The organism is Thermobaculum sp. T2p (genome assembly GCF_059335935.1).
Genome location: NZ_JANZYQ010000027.1, coordinates 1 through 16,138 on the forward strand (window position 1 = coordinate 1; position 16,138 = coordinate 16,138).

At 50.6% G+C, this 16,138-nt stretch carries 16 protein-coding genes; 7 read left to right on the forward strand and 9 right to left on the reverse strand.

What is annotated here, in order from left to right; translation table 11 throughout:
• Window positions 1–681, reverse strand: a 681-nt coding sequence (locus tag N2245_RS12320) for an HD domain-containing protein (protein WP_494537031.1), incomplete at its 3' end; no start/stop codon positions are given.
• Window positions 682–820: 139 nt separating this feature from the next.
• Here N2245_RS12320 and N2245_RS12325 point away from each other — a divergent pair.
• Window positions 821–1,867, forward strand: a complete 1,047-nt coding sequence (locus N2245_RS12325; RefSeq protein ID WP_494537032.1) for a helix-turn-helix transcriptional regulator — start codon at window positions 821–823, stop codon at window positions 1,865–1,867.
• Between the two features lie 23 nt (window positions 1,868–1,890).
• Window positions 1,891–3,312 (forward strand): phytoene desaturase family protein, encoded by a 1,422-nt coding sequence (locus tag N2245_RS12330; RefSeq protein WP_494537033.1) that lies wholly within the window; start codon window positions 1,891–1,893, stop codon window positions 3,310–3,312.
• Here N2245_RS12330 and N2245_RS12335 read toward each other — a convergent pair.
• Genes N2245_RS12335 through N2245_RS12345 form a run of 3 tightly spaced genes read right to left on the reverse strand, consistent with a single transcriptional unit; the run spans window position 3,291 to window position 5,654 of the window.
• On the reverse strand, window positions 3,291–4,502 hold the full coding sequence (locus tag N2245_RS12335) for a galactokinase (protein ID WP_494537034.1): 1,212 nt from the start codon (window positions 4,500–4,502) through the stop codon (window positions 3,291–3,293). The genes N2245_RS12330 and N2245_RS12335 overlap by 22 nt on opposite strands.
• Window positions 4,499–5,488, reverse strand: a complete 990-nt coding sequence (gene galT, locus N2245_RS12340) for a galactose-1-phosphate uridylyltransferase (protein WP_494537035.1) — start codon at window positions 5,486–5,488, stop codon at window positions 4,499–4,501. The genes N2245_RS12335 and galT overlap by 4 nt, the downstream gene beginning before the upstream one ends.
• A complete protein-coding gene (locus N2245_RS12345) occupies window positions 5,481–5,654 on the reverse strand; it encodes a hypothetical protein (protein ID WP_494537036.1) in 174 nt (57 codons plus the stop codon). Before N2245_RS12345 ends, galT begins: the two co-directional genes overlap by 8 nt.
• A 183-nt stretch (window positions 5,655–5,837) precedes the next feature.
• Between N2245_RS12345 and N2245_RS12350 the strand changes: the two genes are divergently transcribed.
• From N2245_RS12350 to N2245_RS12360, 3 genes are all read left to right on the forward strand, one after another.
• Window positions 5,838–6,203: a response regulator gene (locus tag N2245_RS12350; protein WP_494537037.1), complete on the forward strand. Its 366-nt coding sequence runs from the start codon at window positions 5,838–5,840 to the stop codon at window positions 6,201–6,203.
• Between the two features lie 94 nt (window positions 6,204–6,297).
• Window positions 6,298–7,377 carry a Gfo/Idh/MocA family protein gene (locus tag N2245_RS12355; protein WP_494537038.1) on the forward strand — a complete coding sequence of 360 codons (1,080 nt, stop codon included), beginning with the start codon at window positions 6,298–6,300 and terminating at the stop codon, window positions 7,375–7,377.
• A gap of 52 nt (window positions 7,378–7,429) precedes the next feature.
• Entirely contained in the window at window positions 7,430–8,092 is a 663-nt protein-coding gene (locus tag N2245_RS12360; RefSeq protein WP_494537039.1) for a DJ-1/PfpI family protein, read from the forward strand.
• Window positions 8,093–8,104: 12 nt separating this feature from the next.
• Here N2245_RS12360 and N2245_RS12365 read toward each other — a convergent pair whose 3' ends face one another.
• Window positions 8,105–9,607 (reverse strand): aldehyde dehydrogenase family protein, encoded by a 1,503-nt coding sequence (locus tag N2245_RS12365; protein WP_494537040.1) that lies wholly within the window; start codon window positions 9,605–9,607, stop codon window positions 8,105–8,107.
• A gap of 124 nt (window positions 9,608–9,731) precedes the next feature.
• Here N2245_RS12365 and N2245_RS12370 point away from each other — a divergent pair, with 124 nt between their 5' ends.
• Complete coding sequence (locus N2245_RS12370) at window positions 9,732–10,481, forward strand: PDDEXK family nuclease (RefSeq protein WP_494537041.1); 750 nt, start codon at window positions 9,732–9,734, stop codon at window positions 10,479–10,481.
• A gap of 253 nt (window positions 10,482–10,734) precedes the next feature.
• Here N2245_RS12370 and N2245_RS12375 read toward each other — a convergent pair whose 3' ends face one another.
• The 3 genes from N2245_RS12375 to groES all read right to left on the reverse strand — a co-directional run bounded on the left by N2245_RS12375 (window position 10,735) and on the right by groES (window position 13,729).
• Complete coding sequence (locus tag N2245_RS12375) at window positions 10,735–11,637, reverse strand: BON domain-containing protein (protein WP_494537042.1); 903 nt, start codon at window positions 11,635–11,637, stop codon at window positions 10,735–10,737.
• Window positions 11,638–11,768: 131 nt separating this feature from the next.
• Window positions 11,769–13,388 carry a chaperonin GroEL gene (groL, locus tag N2245_RS12380; RefSeq protein ID WP_494537043.1) on the reverse strand — a complete coding sequence of 540 codons (1,620 nt, stop codon included), beginning with the start codon at window positions 13,386–13,388 and terminating at the stop codon, window positions 11,769–11,771.
• 32 nt (window positions 13,389–13,420) lie between these two features.
• Complete coding sequence (groES, locus tag N2245_RS12385; RefSeq protein ID WP_494537044.1) at window positions 13,421–13,729, reverse strand: co-chaperone GroES; 309 nt, start codon at window positions 13,727–13,729, stop codon at window positions 13,421–13,423.
• A 300-nt stretch (window positions 13,730–14,029) separates the two neighbouring features.
• On the opposite strand from groES, the gene N2245_RS12390 reads away from it, so the two are divergent.
• On the forward strand, window positions 14,030–15,313 hold the full coding sequence (locus N2245_RS12390; RefSeq protein WP_494537045.1) for an arginine deiminase: 1,284 nt from the start codon (window positions 14,030–14,032) through the stop codon (window positions 15,311–15,313).
• On the opposite strand, the gene N2245_RS12395 is transcribed toward N2245_RS12390, so the two are convergent.
• Complete coding sequence (locus N2245_RS12395) at window positions 15,310–16,134, reverse strand: SAM hydrolase/SAM-dependent halogenase family protein (RefSeq protein ID WP_494537046.1); 825 nt, start codon at window positions 16,132–16,134, stop codon at window positions 15,310–15,312. The two genes, N2245_RS12390 and N2245_RS12395, sit on opposite strands and share 4 nt — an antisense overlap.
• Window positions 16,135–16,138 lie beyond the last annotated feature (4 nt).

Genomic DNA, 16,138 nt, shown 5'->3' on the forward strand with positions numbered 1-16,138 from the left:
CACGGAGTGGATGTTGACGTGCCCACTTTCGAAGGGTATTCTGGATCTGCCCTGGGCCATATCGAGCGCATCGGCCACTCGCACTATACCTGCCTCCAGAGTGAGGGGTCTACCATCGCTTCTGTGAGTGATGATGGCGTGCAGGGTTTCTGAGATGATGACTCGGCGTTCAGCTGCAGAGTAGAGGTTACTGAGCAGTTCCTGGAGTTTGGGTAGTGCTATGAAGAGGCTCATGAACTCGTGATCATCTCTGTGGATGGACATACCGCAGTCATGGAGGAGTGCTGCCAGTACCACAACGACTTCTGCATCGTGCTCGGACATGCCGTGGTCTTTGACTATTGAGGGTTGTATGTTCTTAGCCATCAGGAGGCGAAGGAGTCTGAGGGCGAGGTTGGCGACTATCTGCACATGGACTGGGCCGTGATCGCTCATGCCCAGCCTGTCGACCCCGTTGACGTTCTGGCATCTCCAGATAGCATGCAGGTCCTCATCGGAGTTGACGATGCCCACCAGCTTCTGGAGGATAGGGTTATGGCGTGTGGGCAATCTGATGATCTCGGAGGGCTGCAATGGGGTGGTGCCTGCAGGGGATACCTCCGGCCCTGGTTCTTGGGGAAGGTCAAAGCCTTCTGCCTCCTGCCTGTCTATCTTTGTGGTCTGATTAATTTCTTCCTCCAAAATCCACCTCCACCTTGTGCACAAATTACAAACTATGAAATTATAATCGGTGTTACACTCTAGAAGATTTTTATCTGTTAAGGTATAACAATCGTCAATCAGGGGTCTAATTAGTCTTAGTTTTCTTCTTGGAGAAGGGATGATGTCGAGGCTCATGAAGCTTGGAAGACTACAGAGAATCGAGAGAATACTTTACCAGAACCCGCAGGGCCTTACTATCCAGCGCCTGGCCGAGCTCTGTGATGTATCTATCAGAACTATATATCGTGATATCAAAGATCTGGAACAGATCTTTGAGGTCCCTTTGACCAGGGAAAACGGTAGATGGAAGGTTCTTAGAACATCCTATCTGCCTCCTGTCAAGTTCTCCTTGCATGAGGCTATGGGACTGTTTCTCTCCTACCGTCTAGCGCTTCGCTATATGGACAAGCAGAATCCCGACCTTGAGGAGGCCTGGAGCAAGATAGGTAATGTGATGCCTGAGCCCATATCCCGGTTCTTCCCAGAAACCCTCGAGGAGATCAAGAACAAGCCATTAGATAGAGAGTACAACAGGACCGTTAGGACTCTCACAAGTGCGTGGGCCGAGGGCAGAAGGGTAAGGATTCAGTACCTGTCCTCCAGGAGATCAACGCCCAAGGAGAGGCTGATAGAACCCTATTTCATGCAGCCCTCGGGCATAAGCCATGCGTTGTATGTCATAGCTAGAGATGTGGAAATCGATGAAATACGCACCTTCAAAGTACAGCGCATAAAGGATATAGAGCTCACTGACGAAAAGTACGAGATTCCAGAAGATTTTGATGCCCTTGAATTCCTCAAGAATAGCTGGACCATCTGGTCAGATGAGCCTGTCGAAGTAAAGGTCAAGTTTAGCGCTAGAGTGGCTTCGGCTGTGAAGGAAGCTATTTGGCACCCTACACAGGAGATTAAAGAGGAGTCAGACGGCTCAGTCATATGGACGGGCAAGGTTTCTGGCATCCTGGAGATAAGTGCCTGGATACGCTCCTGGGGAGCCGAGGCAGAGGTACTTGAACCTAAGTCTCTTCGTGAGTTCTTTGTCAACGACGTACAGAAGTTGGCTAAGATATATGGCCTGAGCCTGACAGAATCTGCCAGCAAGCAAGAGGGACAATGCACGGTTGAGATACAGGACGCGAAAAACTTTGCTCATGAGACTCCTTAGGGGAGACGAAGATACTAGATGCTGTGGTAGTTGGCAGCGGACCTAACGGACTGGCTGCTGCCATAACTCTGGCGCGTAAGGGCTTACGAGTGCTGCTGCTCGAAGCCAATAATTACTTAGGAGGAGCTGCGGCCTCTCTACAGCTCACATTACCTGGTTTTACGCACGATCTGGGTGCCGCGGTTCTCCCACTGGCCTTTGCTTCGCCTTTCTTTATTGGTGTGCCTTTGAGAGATCTGGGAGCGGAGTGGGTATATCCTGACGTGCCGCTGGCCCATCCTCTGGGACCCAGAGAGGTCGTGCTACTTCATGAATCCATTCAAGAAACGGCTATGCAGTTTGGTGATGATGGGGCCAGATATTCGCGATTGATAGGCTCTTTGGTGTCTGAGTGGCCAAGCTTAGCGAGAGACCTGCTGGCTCCTGCTATAAAGATTCCTCGGAAACTGTCTTATATACGTTTTGGTGTGCATGGTCTGCTCCCATTTAGTGTCCTAGCTGATGCGCTGTTTTCTACTTCTCATGCCAGGACTTTACTGGCAGGTATAGCAGCTCATTGGGCTATGCCACTTACCAGACCACTTACCAGCGTTCCCATCCTGCTCTTATGCACGCTAGCACATATTACCAAGTGGCCTATGGTAAGAGGTGGTACCGGTAGGCTAATAGAAGCTATGGCAGCCTATTTCAGGAATCTTGGGGGAGTTGTGGAGCTATCTGCTCCTGTACGCAGCCTAAGTGATATCCCTTCTGCTAGAGCAGTATTATTCGACCTTGCTCCCAGGCAGATAGTTGATATATTGGGCGACAGACTTCCAAGCAGATACAGGAGGGCGTGTACAAGATATAGACATGGTCCTGGAGTGCTGAAGTTGGACTGGGCTCTGTCCGCACCTATACCCTGGATGTCCGAAGCTTGCAGGTCTGCTGGGACCATACACTTGGGAGGTACTTTTGAAGAGATAGCGACCGCTGAGAGAAGCGTCTGGGAAGGTCGTATACCCTCGAGACCTTTTGTGATACTCAACCAGCCCAGCGTATTCGATCCCAGCAGGTGTCCCAAAGGGTTCCATACTGCCTGGGCTTATTGCCATGTACCGCCCTCGATCTCCGGCCAGGAAGCAAGGTCTCTAGCAGATACGATAGAGGGCATGATAGAGGAGTTTGCTCCTGGTTTCAGGGACACTATAGCGAGCAGATCAATACTAGCCCCAGGAGAGATTGAAACCATGGACCAAAACCTTATAGGAGGAGATCTCACTGGAGGGGTATTGGATCTACATCAAGTACTTGCAAGACCGGTTCTGAGTCATGTGCCTTACAAGATCCCTATGCGTGGGATGTATGTCTGTTCTTCCTCCACCCCTCCAGGCCCTGGGGTGCATGGTATGTGTGGGTACTGGGCAGCCAGATCAGCCTTACGCTACACATTCCATATGGAGTGAGCTTGGACTTCCTCCATGAGAGCAGACTCAGCTCCATCCACGGCTCTACATACAAACACCTTAGGTTCTTTCCCTGTCCTGGCAGGATATTCTTGCATTACCCTCTCATAGAGTGTTGGTACAGCATCCTGGTATACCAGCGCTAGAGCTACTCCACCGAAGCCTGCACCCGTCATCCTAGCCCCGATGACCCCATCTGTATCCCAGGCTATCTCGACGATTGTGTCTAGCTCAAAGGAACTCACCTCATATAGGTCTCTGAGGCTTATGTGAGACTCCTTCATTAGGCGTCCGATAGCAGTTGCATCTCCGTTGCGCAGCGCCTCCGCTGCCTCAAGCGTGCGCATGTTTTCCTCTATCACATGCCTAGCCCTCTTATGCTGTGTATCGGTGAGCAGATCCGAATTTTCTTCTAGCTGCTCTGACGTCACATCCCGTAGAGCTCTTATTCCTGGTATTCTGGCGCTCAGCCTGGCCACAGCTTCCTCGCAGTCCTGCCTGCGCTTCTTGTACTCGGACCCGGCCAACTCTCTGCTTACGCCCGTGTCTAGTATTACCAGGGATACGCTCGGCAGATTTATGGGTATATGCTGATACTCCAGAGACCTGCTATCCAACAGCAGGGCGTGATCCTGCCGGCCTAGCGAGGAGACGAACTGATCCATGACTCCGCAAGGCACGCCTACGAAGTCATTCTCCGCTCGTTGTGCTATGAGGGCCACCTCTTCACCACTTAGTTCTATATCTGCTGCTCTACAGAAGGCATGGACGAAGGCGACTTCCACGGCTGCCGAAGAACTCAGTCCAGACCCTACAGGTATGTCGCCCATGTACACCGCTTCCATACCTCTGAGCTTATAACCTCTATTCTGTAGCTCTACCGCTACTCCTTGTGGATATCTTAGCCATAGGAAGTCAGTACGGTTATGGTTCTCTAGATAGAAGTCGGATTCCTTGCCCATATCTAGGGCTACCAGCCTCACCAGCGAGTCGTTTCTAGGCCTGCACACCACGTTTATCTCGTAGTTGATGGCCGCCGGTAGCACCCAGCCATCGTTGTAGTCGGTGTGTTCGCCTATAAGGTTTATCCTTCCCGGTGCTCTGGAAGCTATCGTAGGCTTTCCACCATAACGCATCTCGAACGCTCGTATGAGAGCTCCTATATGCTTGAAGCGATACTCCTCGGTCATTCAATGCTCTCCTTGTCTGGTATGACTGCCCTGAGTTCTGGAGCTTTCTCCTCTGGCAGGGAGTCGTTGATGAAGGTTCCCGCTCCAGTTTCACTGCCCGCAAGATACTTCAGCTTAGTAGAGGTCCTGTGCGGGGGATAGAACTGTAACTGGAAGTGGTAGTAAGGATGCTCTTGATCGTCAGTAGGCGTCTGGTGCAGAGCCATTATAAACGGCATACTGAACCCGAACAGCTTGTCATATCCAACAAGTACCCTCTTGAGGGCATAAGCTAGATCCCAGGATTCTTCACTCGTTATCTCAGCCAAGGATCCAAAATGCCTCTTGGGAATTATGTGCACCTCATACGGCCAACGCGCATAGAAGGGGATAAACGCCACAAAGTTGCCTTCCTCAAAGAGTATCCGCTTGCCATAATCGACTTCCTGTTCTAGGACTTCGCATACCAGGCATCTTCCCGTCTTCGCCTGATGCTCGCTAAGAGCACTTAATTCCCTCTGCATAAGGGGCGGAATGAAAGGGTATGCGTAGATCTGGCCATGTGGATGGTGCAGGGTTACCCCGATTACTTCTCCCTTGTTCTCAAAGATGAATACATATTTGACATAAGGTAAGTTGCCAAGCTCCATATAACGATCGCGCCAGACAGCTATCAAGCGGTGGATGTGACTCACACTCTGGTCGGTAAGCGTGGTGTCATGCTCTGGAGTGTACACCACTACCTCACACACGCCTTCTGCAGGCCGCACATCGAAGATTCCCATGGGCTCTATTGCCGGTTGCGGTGGTTTCCTCTGTAAAGATGGGAACTTGTTCTCGAAGACCGCTATATCGAAAGTCTCCACAGGAATTTCTGTCTCATGCCTGCCACTCTTAGTAGGACATAATGGGCAGTAATCCCGTGGAGGAAGAAAAGTTCTATCCTGCCTATGTGTGGCTGTGATCACCCATTCCTTAAGTAGTGGGTGCCATCTCAGCTCAGACATCTTTGTTCCCCTCCGAGGATGAGACAGCTTGATCTTGCCCATGCACTGGTGTCTGATGTTGGTCAGTGTGCTCGGTGAAAGTGTAGTAGATTATGTACCTACCGTCTTTCTTCTGTTCTTTGGATTTGATCATCTCCGGCTGCCAAGATTGACTATCTGCTGCCATAACCAACCTCTTCCTTGATCTTCGCGTGCTTTGCATTCTACAACATAACACCTGTCAAGCGAATGATCGAGATATTAGTACTGCCCGGATCTAGCCAAAAATGCCTATCGTGTAAATGCGTATTCTATGAGTATATTTGTAGCGATGATTACTTCAGTAAGAGAAATCTAGTTGGTTTGCGTCGTGGCCAAGGGAAGGATCTTACTAGTCGAGGACAGTCTCCCCACACTCCTTTTCCTGTCGGATGTACTGGAGGACGAAGGTTACGAAGTCAAGGCGTTATCGGAGAGCGGTGAAGTATTGAGGGTGGTCGAGAAATTTATGCCCGATGTGATCATTTCGGATATAAATATGCCTTCGATCGACGGTATCACCCTCTCCTCCTTGGTGAGAAGGTCTTTCCCAGACCTGCCGATAATACTATGTTCAGCAACCAAACCTAAGCCGCGACAGCAGCGCATACTAGATGAGATACATCGCTGTTATTTTCGCATCAAGCCCCTGTGTGTTCAGGATCTTCTATCTCTGCTGGAGGAACTTGTCGAGTAAGACTACAAATTGCCAACCTTCACTGGATCAATGTAGCCGCAAGTTGATACGATTATCCCGGATTTTTTATTCAAAATAGCTTTCGGGGGAAGAGATGGATAAGTTGCACATAGGTATCATTGGTGTGGGTTGGCCTGGTCAGCGGCACATAGAGGGGTACAAGAGGCGTGAAGATGTCGAGATAGTGGCTGTGTCTGATGTCAACACAGAACTGGCCCAGCAGATAGTGGACCAGTACGACCTGAAAGCTCAGATCTATGCAGACTATCACGAGATGCTGCAGTCAGCCAATGTGGATGCCGTGAGCATCTGCACTCCTAATTTCCTCCATGCGCCTATGGCTATCGATGCCCTGGATGCTGGTAAACATGTGCTGCTTGAAAAGCCATTGGCGCATAATCTGGAGTCGGGGATCAAGATAGCTCAGAAGGTCAAAGAGACTGGCCTAGTTTTTATGATCGCCTTCAACAACAGGTTCAGACCAGACAGTAAATTGCTCAAGGCACGCATTGAGGAAGGTCTACTCGGTGAGATCTACTACGCTAAGACCGGCTGGCTGAGGGGAGCGGCTGAATTCTTCCTTAGAGGATGGTTCACTCAGAAGGAAAAGTCCGGTGGCGGACCTCTCATTGACCTCGGGGTTCATATGCTTGACCTCGCTCTATGGTTTATGGGTAATCCCAGACCCGTAAGTGTTAGTGGTTCTGTCTATTACAAGTTTACAGATGTGATGAAGGCAAGCGCTGGACAGGCAGATGTGGAAGATCTATCTACAGCATTCGTAAAGCTAGATAACGGCGGCACGATAGTGCTTGATGTCAGCTGGATATCACATATCAAGAACCCGGACGAGGTATACTGCCAGTTATTTGGTACCAAAGGTGGCGCAAAGATAGATCGCCATACAGGCACAGAGGACCTGGACATATATACCGTTGTAGATGGTGTTACAGTGCTCCAGAAACCAGAGTTTAACACTTGGCGCCAGAGGCAGCCTGGATATATGCTCTATGAGTCCTTCGCAGGGGAGACCTCTCATTTCGTGGAGTGTGTCAGGGAGAACAAGCAGCCTGAAGCCAACATCCAACATGGCTTGGACGTGCTACGTGTGCTGGACGCTATATACAAGTCTGCTGAGAGCGGACATGAGGTCATCATAGATACTAACCTCTAACTGGCATGGAAGGTGCTAACTCTGCAGTTAGCAAGAGCAGGAGGTTGGTGCCGTGACTCTTTCCGGGCAGGTAGACAGAAAAATAATTCTACTGGCGGCCGATGGCGTCCATGAGAACGAAGTGATCAGTATAAGGGAAAGGACTTCTGCTGCGGGGATGAATTTGGTCATAGCCTCTTTGACTGGGGCTTCGTTACAGTCGGTAAATGGACTCGATAAAGGGCAGTTGCTAGAGCCTGACATGGCTGTTGACCAAGTCAAGCCAGAAGACTATGATGCGTTGGTCATACCCGATGGTCTGTATTCGGTTGATGCCCTGAGAGGCAATACGCTAGTGATCGAGATAGTGGCCAAGTTTCTGGAAGAAGGTAAACCGCTGGGAGTTATAGGCCATGCTCCCTGGATTCTAATAGAATCAGGGCTTATCACTAATCGCTCTTTATCATCCTGGCATACTCTTAGGGTCGATATTCTTAATGCGGGCGGACACTGGGTGAAAGCCCCAGTTCATAACGATATGGCCCTGGTAAGTGCTGCCTCTTCCGATTATCTGGAGGACTTTCTAGACAGATTTATCAGTGAAGTCCAGTCCGGTGTGCATACTTCTAGGGGAGCAGCTTCCGGCAAGGACAAAGTCCTGGAGTCATCGGAGGAATCCTTCCCTGCAAGCGATGCTCCTGGCTGGGTGTCGAGTTCAGAAAGGGAGGAGTCGTAGCCCCTCGAGGGGCTACGACTCAATATTTATCTTATCGATATCTATCTGTGCTCTCTGCAGCCTGCCGCTGAAGTCTATATATACAGACTTCCATTCGGTAAATACATCCAACGCAGCCCATACGGCTCCCTCTCTATGTCCATTACCTGTGCCTTTGGTGCCTCCAAAAGGCAGGTGTACTTCTGCCCCTATAGTACCGTGGTTGATGTAGACGATACCTGTGTTAAAGTCGCGTATAGCTCTAAATGCCTTGTTTATATCTCTTGTATAGATAGAGCTGGAGAGTCCATACTTCGTGCAATTGTTCACCTTTATGGCTTCCTCAAGGCTGTTGACGGTTATCATTGAGAGTACCGGCCCAAATATCTCTTCCTGAGCTATACGCATGTTGGGGTCAACATCTGTAAATAGAGTGGGCTTATAAAAGAAGCCCTTGCTCAATTCTCCATCTGTAGCTCTATCTCCACCAATGAGGAGTTTTGCACCTTCCTCTTTGCCGATACTTACGTATTGATGGATCTTGTTGAGTTGCCTCTCGTTGATGACCGGGCCGACATCCGTTTCTGGATCCAGTCCGTCTCCCAGTCGCAGATTCTGGATGCGGGACAGAAGCTTCTCTGCGAGCGTGTCTTGTATGTTTCTGTGAACTATCAGACGGCTACAGGCCGTACATCTCTGCCCAGTGGTGCCAAAAGCGCTCCAGAGAATGCCTTCAATCGCCAGATCGATATCTGCGTCATCCATCACAGTTATCGCGTTCTTGCCGCCCATCTCCAGGCTGATCTTCTTGTTCTTGCTAGCCGTCTGTGTCAGTACCTGCGAGCCAGTATCGGTGGATCCGGTAAACGAGATTACATCCACGCCAGGATGTTCAAGTAGAGCCTTGCCTACCTCTTCTCCTGTGCCTGTCACCAGATTAAGGACTCCTGGAGGTAGTCCCGCCTCTTCGAAGATCTTTACCAGCTCAGCCCCCAGCGCAGGAGTATCAGAAGCTGGTTTGAACACTACGGTGTTGCCGGCCACTAGTGCCGGCATAAGCTTCCATGTGGGGATCGCGATCGGGAAGTTCCAGGGGGTTATAGCTGCTACAACGCCTACTGGGTCCCTAACTGCCATCTGAAACTTATTAGGCATCTCCGAAGGGGTGGTAACACCGAAGAGCCTCCTGCCCTCTCCACCTACGTAGAAGGCCATATCTATGCCTTCCTGCACGTCTCCCCTAGCCTCTGTAAGAACCTTCCCCATCTCCTGAGTCATGAGTCTGGCCAGATCTTCTTTGCGTTCCTTCAGGATGCGGCCGACCTCATAGAGTATTTCTCCCCGTCTAGGCGCAGGATATAGCCTCCACTTATCGAAGGCTCTGCGCGCCGCCTCAACCGCTTTGTCTACATCTTCTCTGGAAGACTTAGCCAGGACTGCTACTACTTCCCCATTGGCGGGGTTTATGCTCTTGAAGGTTTCTCTGGTGGATGAAGGTATCCACTTGCCATCGATGTAGTTCATGTACTCTCTCATAACCCTTTTTACCTCCACATACCGCCTCTAGCAGCCGGATTATAACACTATCCGTCACGCCAGTTTGTTGCTTTGGATCAAGATTGCAATTATCATGTTTGTTAGAGAGCAGGAGTTTTCTCCGATGAGACGAAGGCGTAAGTCGCGCTTTGCAAACTCAATGGAAGAGAGGTTTGCCGCCATATTGGATCTCCTGCGCCTTCGATGGCAGTATGAACCCCATACGTTCATCCTGCGCCGCAGATTTGATGGGTCTCCAATGGTAGCTTTTACGCCTGACTTTTATCTCGAAGAGTTTGACCTCTATGTGGAGCTCACTATGCACAAACGTAGATTAGTAACTCTGAAGAACCGGAAGGTCAGGCTGATGCGGGAGAAATACCCGGAGCATAACATCAGGTTGCTTTATCTGCACGATTGCCTGTCTCTAATCCGACCAGTGAGATCCTATAAGGAAAGGGAGAATGCCCTTCGTAGGCTTATCCCCTGGGCATCTCAGGAGTACTACGATCGTGTTAGGTGGCGCAGAAGGTTAGTTAGGCGAGTATCAGCATCTGGTCGTGTCTACTTCCTGGGTAGGGCCCTGTCTTTGGGGGCGGATTGGGCGGGCAAGGAATGTATTATATGGATCTATTCGGACCACCTAGACATAGAGATTGAGAGCAGGACTATAGCCTCTCTGGAATGTGTATATGACAATCGCAAGGATAAATTACTGCATATCCAGCCTAAGGTTCTTATAGATAATGAGCCCCTGGAGGGTAATCTTCTCCCCGCAGGTAGAAGAATTCTATCACTAGTGCCAGAGAATACGGGCAACGCGAGCCACAGCTTGGCTCGCTGCTACGCACAGGCTAGTTTCCAACTGTTCTAGGTTTTACGCTTGTTTTACGCTTGCTGTTGATCTTTTTGCGGCCAATTTAGATAAGGGACATATACTCCTTTTCAGTCATGAAGAAACAAGCAGTTGGACTGGAAAGGGGTTGGAAATGATCGGATTTTACTTTATTTATCCGCTAATTGCTATGCTGTTCCTCTTTTGGCTGTTCTACACCCCCAGCAGGCCGTCCTACTAGAAACGAAATAGGAGTGGGAGAAGGCAAAGCCTTCTCCCACTATGTGGTCAATTAGTGAGTCTGCTGGGACGGAGTCTTCTCCCGATAACCCTCTACTACGTCCTGAGCGGGACTTACTACTGCTAGGTCGTTCACAACGGTCTTTACCCCAGGTATACCCTTTACAAGCTTCTCAGCTCTGATCCTTTCGTTCTCTGTGTGGACCGTGCCGCGCAGGAAGACCGTGCCACCTATCTCGGCCTCAACCTCTATTGTGTGCTCCTTGAGCTTATCATCATCAAGGATCTTGTTAATTACCTGCCTCATCAGCCCTAGATCGTGATTGCCAGTCTCCTTAAGCTTTTCACCTTCTGGCACTACTGAGATCTCATTGATGACCTCAGTTACTCCACGCACTCTTGATGCGATAAGTTCTGCTCGGTGCCTCAGGTTCTCTCGCGGCACTGATCCTCTAAGATACACCACCCCGCCTGGCTCAGCATTTACATTGAGTCTGGGCAGCCTTCCAATTACTGGATCCTCGCCCAGCCTAGTTTCAACTCGGTGCTCTATGGTCTCGGGTGTAAGGTCATAATCAGTCTTTTGAGCCACTCTGTAATACAGTGCCCTGGCCTTTCCTGTTACCATGTGGCTCGTGTACCTTAGGGTTCTGTTAACCTGTCTGCTGGTAACTCTTAGATACTTCTGCCCCTTCTGTAAGATATACGATCTGGTCGCTCTACCTGTCCTGGGAGCAAACAGGAGCCCTGCTATCGCACCGATAGTAGTCCCGATTCCTAGAAAGATCAGCCTACCTTTGCTGTCCGTCTTAGGGGGCTGAGATCTCCTAGAGATCATCGTTTCAAGCGATTTGCCTATATTCTGAGGCAAGTTAAATTTACCATTACCTTCTGGGATTTTGACTCGTTGTGTTTCCCATCTTATTTCCGGGACTTTTACGTTTATTCTTGCCATCTTTATCCACCTCCTTTGTTAGTCCCTGGATAGTGGCAAGTCTTAGTCGAGCAATTATTGGACCAACAATGCTTAAAAACAGCAGGCCGCGATCGAGATCGATCGCGGCCAGTGATATCTAGACTACTGGACTAGTAGTCCATTGGCGGAGTGGCAGGAGCTTTCTCCTTCTCAGGTATGTCGGTAACCAGGGCCTCAGTTGTCAAGATCATGGCCGCGATCGAAGCAGCATTCTCCAGAGCTGAGGTGGTCACCTTGGCAGCGTCCATGATGCCGCGCTCCACCAGGTCGGTGTACTCATCTGCCCAGGCATCATAGCCGTAGCCCTTCTTGCCCTCGTGCAGAGCCTGGCGTACGGTCTGGACGACAACGCCACCATCCTGGCCAGCGTTCTCGGCGATCTGGCGCATAGGCTCCTCGAGCGCTCTCTTTACAATAAGGATGCCGGTCCGGACGTCGCCCTCGGCCTCCTCCGGGTTGAGCTTCTCAGATGCGTACAGTAGAGCGACTCCACCGCCAGGAACGATGCCTTCCTCGACTGCAGCTCTGGTGGTGGATAGAGCGTCCTCTACCCGGGTCTTGCGCAGCTTGAGCTCGACCTCGGTGGCAGCGCCAACCTTGATCACGGCCACTCCACCCTGAAGCTTAGCCAGTCTCTCCTGCAGCTTCTCGCGATCGAAGTCGCTGGTGGTGGTCTCGATCTGAGCTCTTATCTGCTCGCACCTGCCCTTGATGGCGTTGGGATCACCATAACCCTCGACAATAGTGGTCTCATCCTTGGTAGCTACGACTCTGCGGGCACGACCCAGATCCTCTACCTGGACACTATCCAGCCTTCTACCGACCTCCTCGCTGATTACCTGAGCGCCGGTCAAGATCGCTATATCGCGGAGCATCTCCTTGCGGCGATCACCAAAGCCGGGCGCCTTCACAGCGAGAGCGTTGATCGTGCCACGGAGCTTGTTGACTACCAGTGTGGCCAGCGCCTCACCCTCTACATCCTCGGCGATGATCACCAGGTTCTTGGTTACCTGCAGGACTCTCTCGAGGGTTGGCAGGATGTCGTTGATGGACGAAAGCTTCTTGTCAGTTACCAGGATGTAAGGCTCCTCGATTACAGCCTCCATCCTCTCAGCGTTGGTTACGAAGTAGGGGGAGATATAACCGCGGTCGAACTGCATACCTTCGGTGTACTCTACCTCAAAGCCAAGGCCCTTGCTCTCCTCGACGGTAATTACGCCATCCTTACCTACCTTCTCCATCACCTCAGCGATGAGGTTACCGATCTCGGAATCTGCGGAAGATACCGTGGCAACCTGGGCGATATCCTCACGACCCTTAACTGGAGTGGCTAGTTCCTTGACAGCATCGACTGCCTTCTTAGTAGCCAATTCAATACCCTTGCGGAGCTGCATCGGGTTTGCGCCAGCTGCTACATTGCGAAGTCCTTCGTGCACTATAGCCTGAGCCAGAACGATGGATGTAGTAGTACCATCACCAGCTACATCCTCGGTCTTGGTAGCGGCTTCCTTCAGGAGCTGAGCCCCCATGTTAGCAAATGGGTCCTCAAGCTCGATCTCCTTAGCTACAGTCACACCATCATGGGTAACATTGGGAGCACCGAACTTCTTGTCCAGCGCTACGTTGCGGCCCTTCGGACCGAGTGTAGCCTTAACTACGTTTGCTAGGATGTCAACACCCTCCTTAAGGGAAGCACGTGCCGACTCATTGAACTCTATCTGCTTCGCCATAGCCTACATCAACCTCCTTTTCTTCGAGAATTTTACTCGCCAAGAATGCCCATTACGTCGCTTTCACGCAGTATTAGAACATCTTCACCATCAAGCTCGAACTCTGTGCCTGCATACTTGGCGAAGAGTACTGTCTGCCCTACCTGCACATCCATTGGCTGCCGCTGACCATTGTCTAGGATCTTGCCAGGTCCCACAGCGAGCACTACGCCCATCTGAGGCTTCTCCTTGGCAGTGTCAGGCAGAACTATACCGCTCTTAGTTACTTCCTCCCGCTCGATCGGCTTGACTACTATGCGATCACCTAGCGGTCGGATCGTCTTTGTTACCGACTGTGTCATTTGCCTCCCTTCCTCCTTATGAGAATTTCTTATTGGCACTCTCAGTGCCAGACTGCTAGCTCCGGCACGTATTCTACAACAATGTCCTGCTATCCTGCAAGAGTTTTTAGCACTCTAACCTCAAAAGTGCTAAAAATGACCTTGCTTGTTCCTGATCCGTTGCATTGTGTAGGGACATTACTGGTGTAACATCCGACAGTTTTGTGGCATACTTCCCTTGCCATGTCAAAATTACACATAACCAACGAGGTAGGGAGACTTCGCAAAGTCCTGCTTCACAAGCCTGGCAGGGAGATGGATTTGCTAACTCCTGATAATAGGGAAGAGATGCTTTTCGAGGAGCTGCTGTGGCTTCCGAGGGCGCGTCTGGAACATCGTATACTAGCCTCCGTCCTTGAGGTAGCAACTGGAACAGGAGGGGTCTTTTATCTCGAGGACCTGCTATCCAGTTCTTTGGCGGATGATCTTTGTAGAGCAGAGCTGGTCGAGGAAATACTTAAGGTCGATACTCCTCTAGGCATAACTAGGCAAGATGCAAAGAGCTGGTTGCTATCCCTCTCACCCCAAATACTGACCGATGTGCTGATAGGAAGACCACAGGTTAATGACTACGACTCCCTGTCTTCTAGGTATTTAGGGGAAGGTGGGATCTTTACACCTCTGCCTAACCTAATATTTATGCGTGATCCTGCAGTGATAATAGGTGATTCTGCGATCGTAAGCAGCATGCATCTGCAGGTGCGCAGGCGGGAATCATTGCTCCTAAGGCATGTGCTTCTTAGACATCCAGATTTTGCCTCCGCCTTACTGATGGATCCTTTGGCCCAGGATGGAGATGCCCAGCAAGGACATATAGAGGGAGGGGATGTGCTGGTCCTGAGCGAGCGCACGCTGGTAGTTGGATGTTCTGAGAGGACTGACTACCAAGGGATAGATAGCCTCGCTCGAAGTTTGATAAGGTCTAGAACCAGTGTAGAGAAGATATATGTGATGCTGATGCCTGCCAGAAGGGCTTGGATGCATCTTGATACCATCATCACTTTCTTGAGTCAAGACGAGTGTGTGATCTACTCTCCGCTGATATTGGGTCGCGGGAGCGAAGGTGTTACGGTGCTCGAAGTACAGCTGCTTGGCAATAGGATTAGGATAAAGGAATACGATGATCCCCTGCCGATAGTGCTAAGCAGGTGCGAGGGCATAGATTTGAAGTGGGTTGAGTGCGGTGGCAATGACAGGTTGCAGCAGGAAAGGGAGCAGTGGACGGATGGAGCTAATTTCTTCGCTATATACCCCGGAGTAGTGGTTGTCTACGAGAGAAACGAGGCTACCCTGGAAGGGTTGCACAGTCGTCTTGGTTACGAGATCGTTAGGATTGATGATGCAGTCTTCCCCGAAGATGCCAGCACCAGTAATGACGGGGTATTCCTTGTAGACGGGAGATGGATTTCCTATCCGGAGCTGGTCAGCATGATAGCTATAGGGAGCGGTAAGAAGTTGGCAATAGCGATCCCTGGCAGTGAACTCTCCAGGGGACGTGGTGGACCTCATTGCCTCACTATGCCCTTATGGCGAGATGATATCTAACTACGGCCTCTTTCCAACTGGATGGTATCTCCGGGAGCTATGCCTAAAGTGTTCCCGGCGTGACCAAGGTTTTGCCCTATACAGATGAAGCGCGAAGAATCCTCGTAAATGAGTAGTTCTCCCCTGTTCACTTCCCCAAATGTTCTGGCTACGGGCAGATTTACCTGGCTATTCCCATGCTTGAGGATAATCTTTTCTCCGGTTGAAAGTGGCCAATCGGTCGCCTCTATGTTGGTTCGTATGTTACCGAACTTGTCAAGAATTGCCACCTCTGCAACGACCCTGTGCCCATCTATCTCAGGTTCTCTCCATGGTGCTTGCACAAGATCGCTTATCGATAGTACCTCCCCAACTTCTTCAAAGCTCACGCCCGAAGATAAATGCGCGGCTACTGGACAGAAAATATCCCTCCCATGAAAGGTATAAGATACATCCGAGCGCATAAGAGCTCTGTTAGATATTTTCCTTGCCTCGACTATACCCCCCAGCCTTCGTGTTGCCGGCATCAGCACCCCGTTATCTGGACCTATAAGCACATCTCCGCGCCTGCACAAGATCGCTATCGGCAGCCTCTGGGTTCCGACTCCTGGATCAACAACTACTACATGCACTGCCGGAGGCACGTAAGGAAAGATGGAGGTTAGAACCCATGCACCAGCTCTTATGTCGAAAGCTGGGATGCCATGGGAGATATCTACTATGCTGATCTGTTGATTTATGCCCCTCATCACGGCATGGCATATACCAACTGGACCCCAGTCTAGTCCAAAATCTGTAATGAAAGTCACTAAGTTAGGAAGTCTTGATATATCTGATCTCATGGCT

Excerpts from the sequence above, each read along its gene's own strand:
- N2245_RS12395 (WP_494537046.1), bottom strand. The coding sequence starts at position 16,134 with ATGAGATCAGATATATCAAGACTTCCTAACTTAGTGACTTTCATTACA.
- N2245_RS12325 (WP_494537032.1), top strand. The coding sequence starts at position 821 with ATGATGTCGAGGCTCATGAAGCTTGGAAGACTACAGAGAATCGAGAGA.
- groES (WP_494537044.1), bottom strand. The coding sequence starts at position 13,729 with ATGACACAGTCGGTAACAAAGACGATCCGACCGCTAGGTGATCGCATA.
- N2245_RS12370 (WP_494537041.1), top strand. The coding sequence starts at position 9,732 with ATGAGACGAAGGCGTAAGTCGCGCTTTGCAAACTCAATGGAAGAGAGG.
- N2245_RS12375 (WP_494537042.1), bottom strand. The coding sequence starts at position 11,637 with ATGGCAAGAATAAACGTAAAAGTCCCGGAAATAAGATGGGAAACACAA.
- N2245_RS12365 (WP_494537040.1), bottom strand. The coding sequence starts at position 9,607 with ATGAGAGAGTACATGAACTACATCGATGGCAAGTGGATACCTTCATCC.
- galT (WP_494537035.1), bottom strand. The coding sequence starts at position 5,488 with ATGTCTGAGCTGAGATGGCACCCACTACTTAAGGAATGGGTGATCACA.
- groL (WP_494537043.1), bottom strand. The coding sequence starts at position 13,388 with ATGGCGAAGCAGATAGAGTTCAATGAGTCGGCACGTGCTTCCCTTAAG.
- N2245_RS12355 (WP_494537038.1), top strand. The coding sequence starts at position 6,298 with ATGGATAAGTTGCACATAGGTATCATTGGTGTGGGTTGGCCTGGTCAG.
- N2245_RS12345 (WP_494537036.1), bottom strand. The coding sequence starts at position 5,654 with ATGGCAGCAGATAGTCAATCTTGGCAGCCGGAGATGATCAAATCCAAA.
- N2245_RS12335 (WP_494537034.1), bottom strand. The coding sequence starts at position 4,502 with ATGACCGAGGAGTATCGCTTCAAGCATATAGGAGCTCTCATACGAGCG.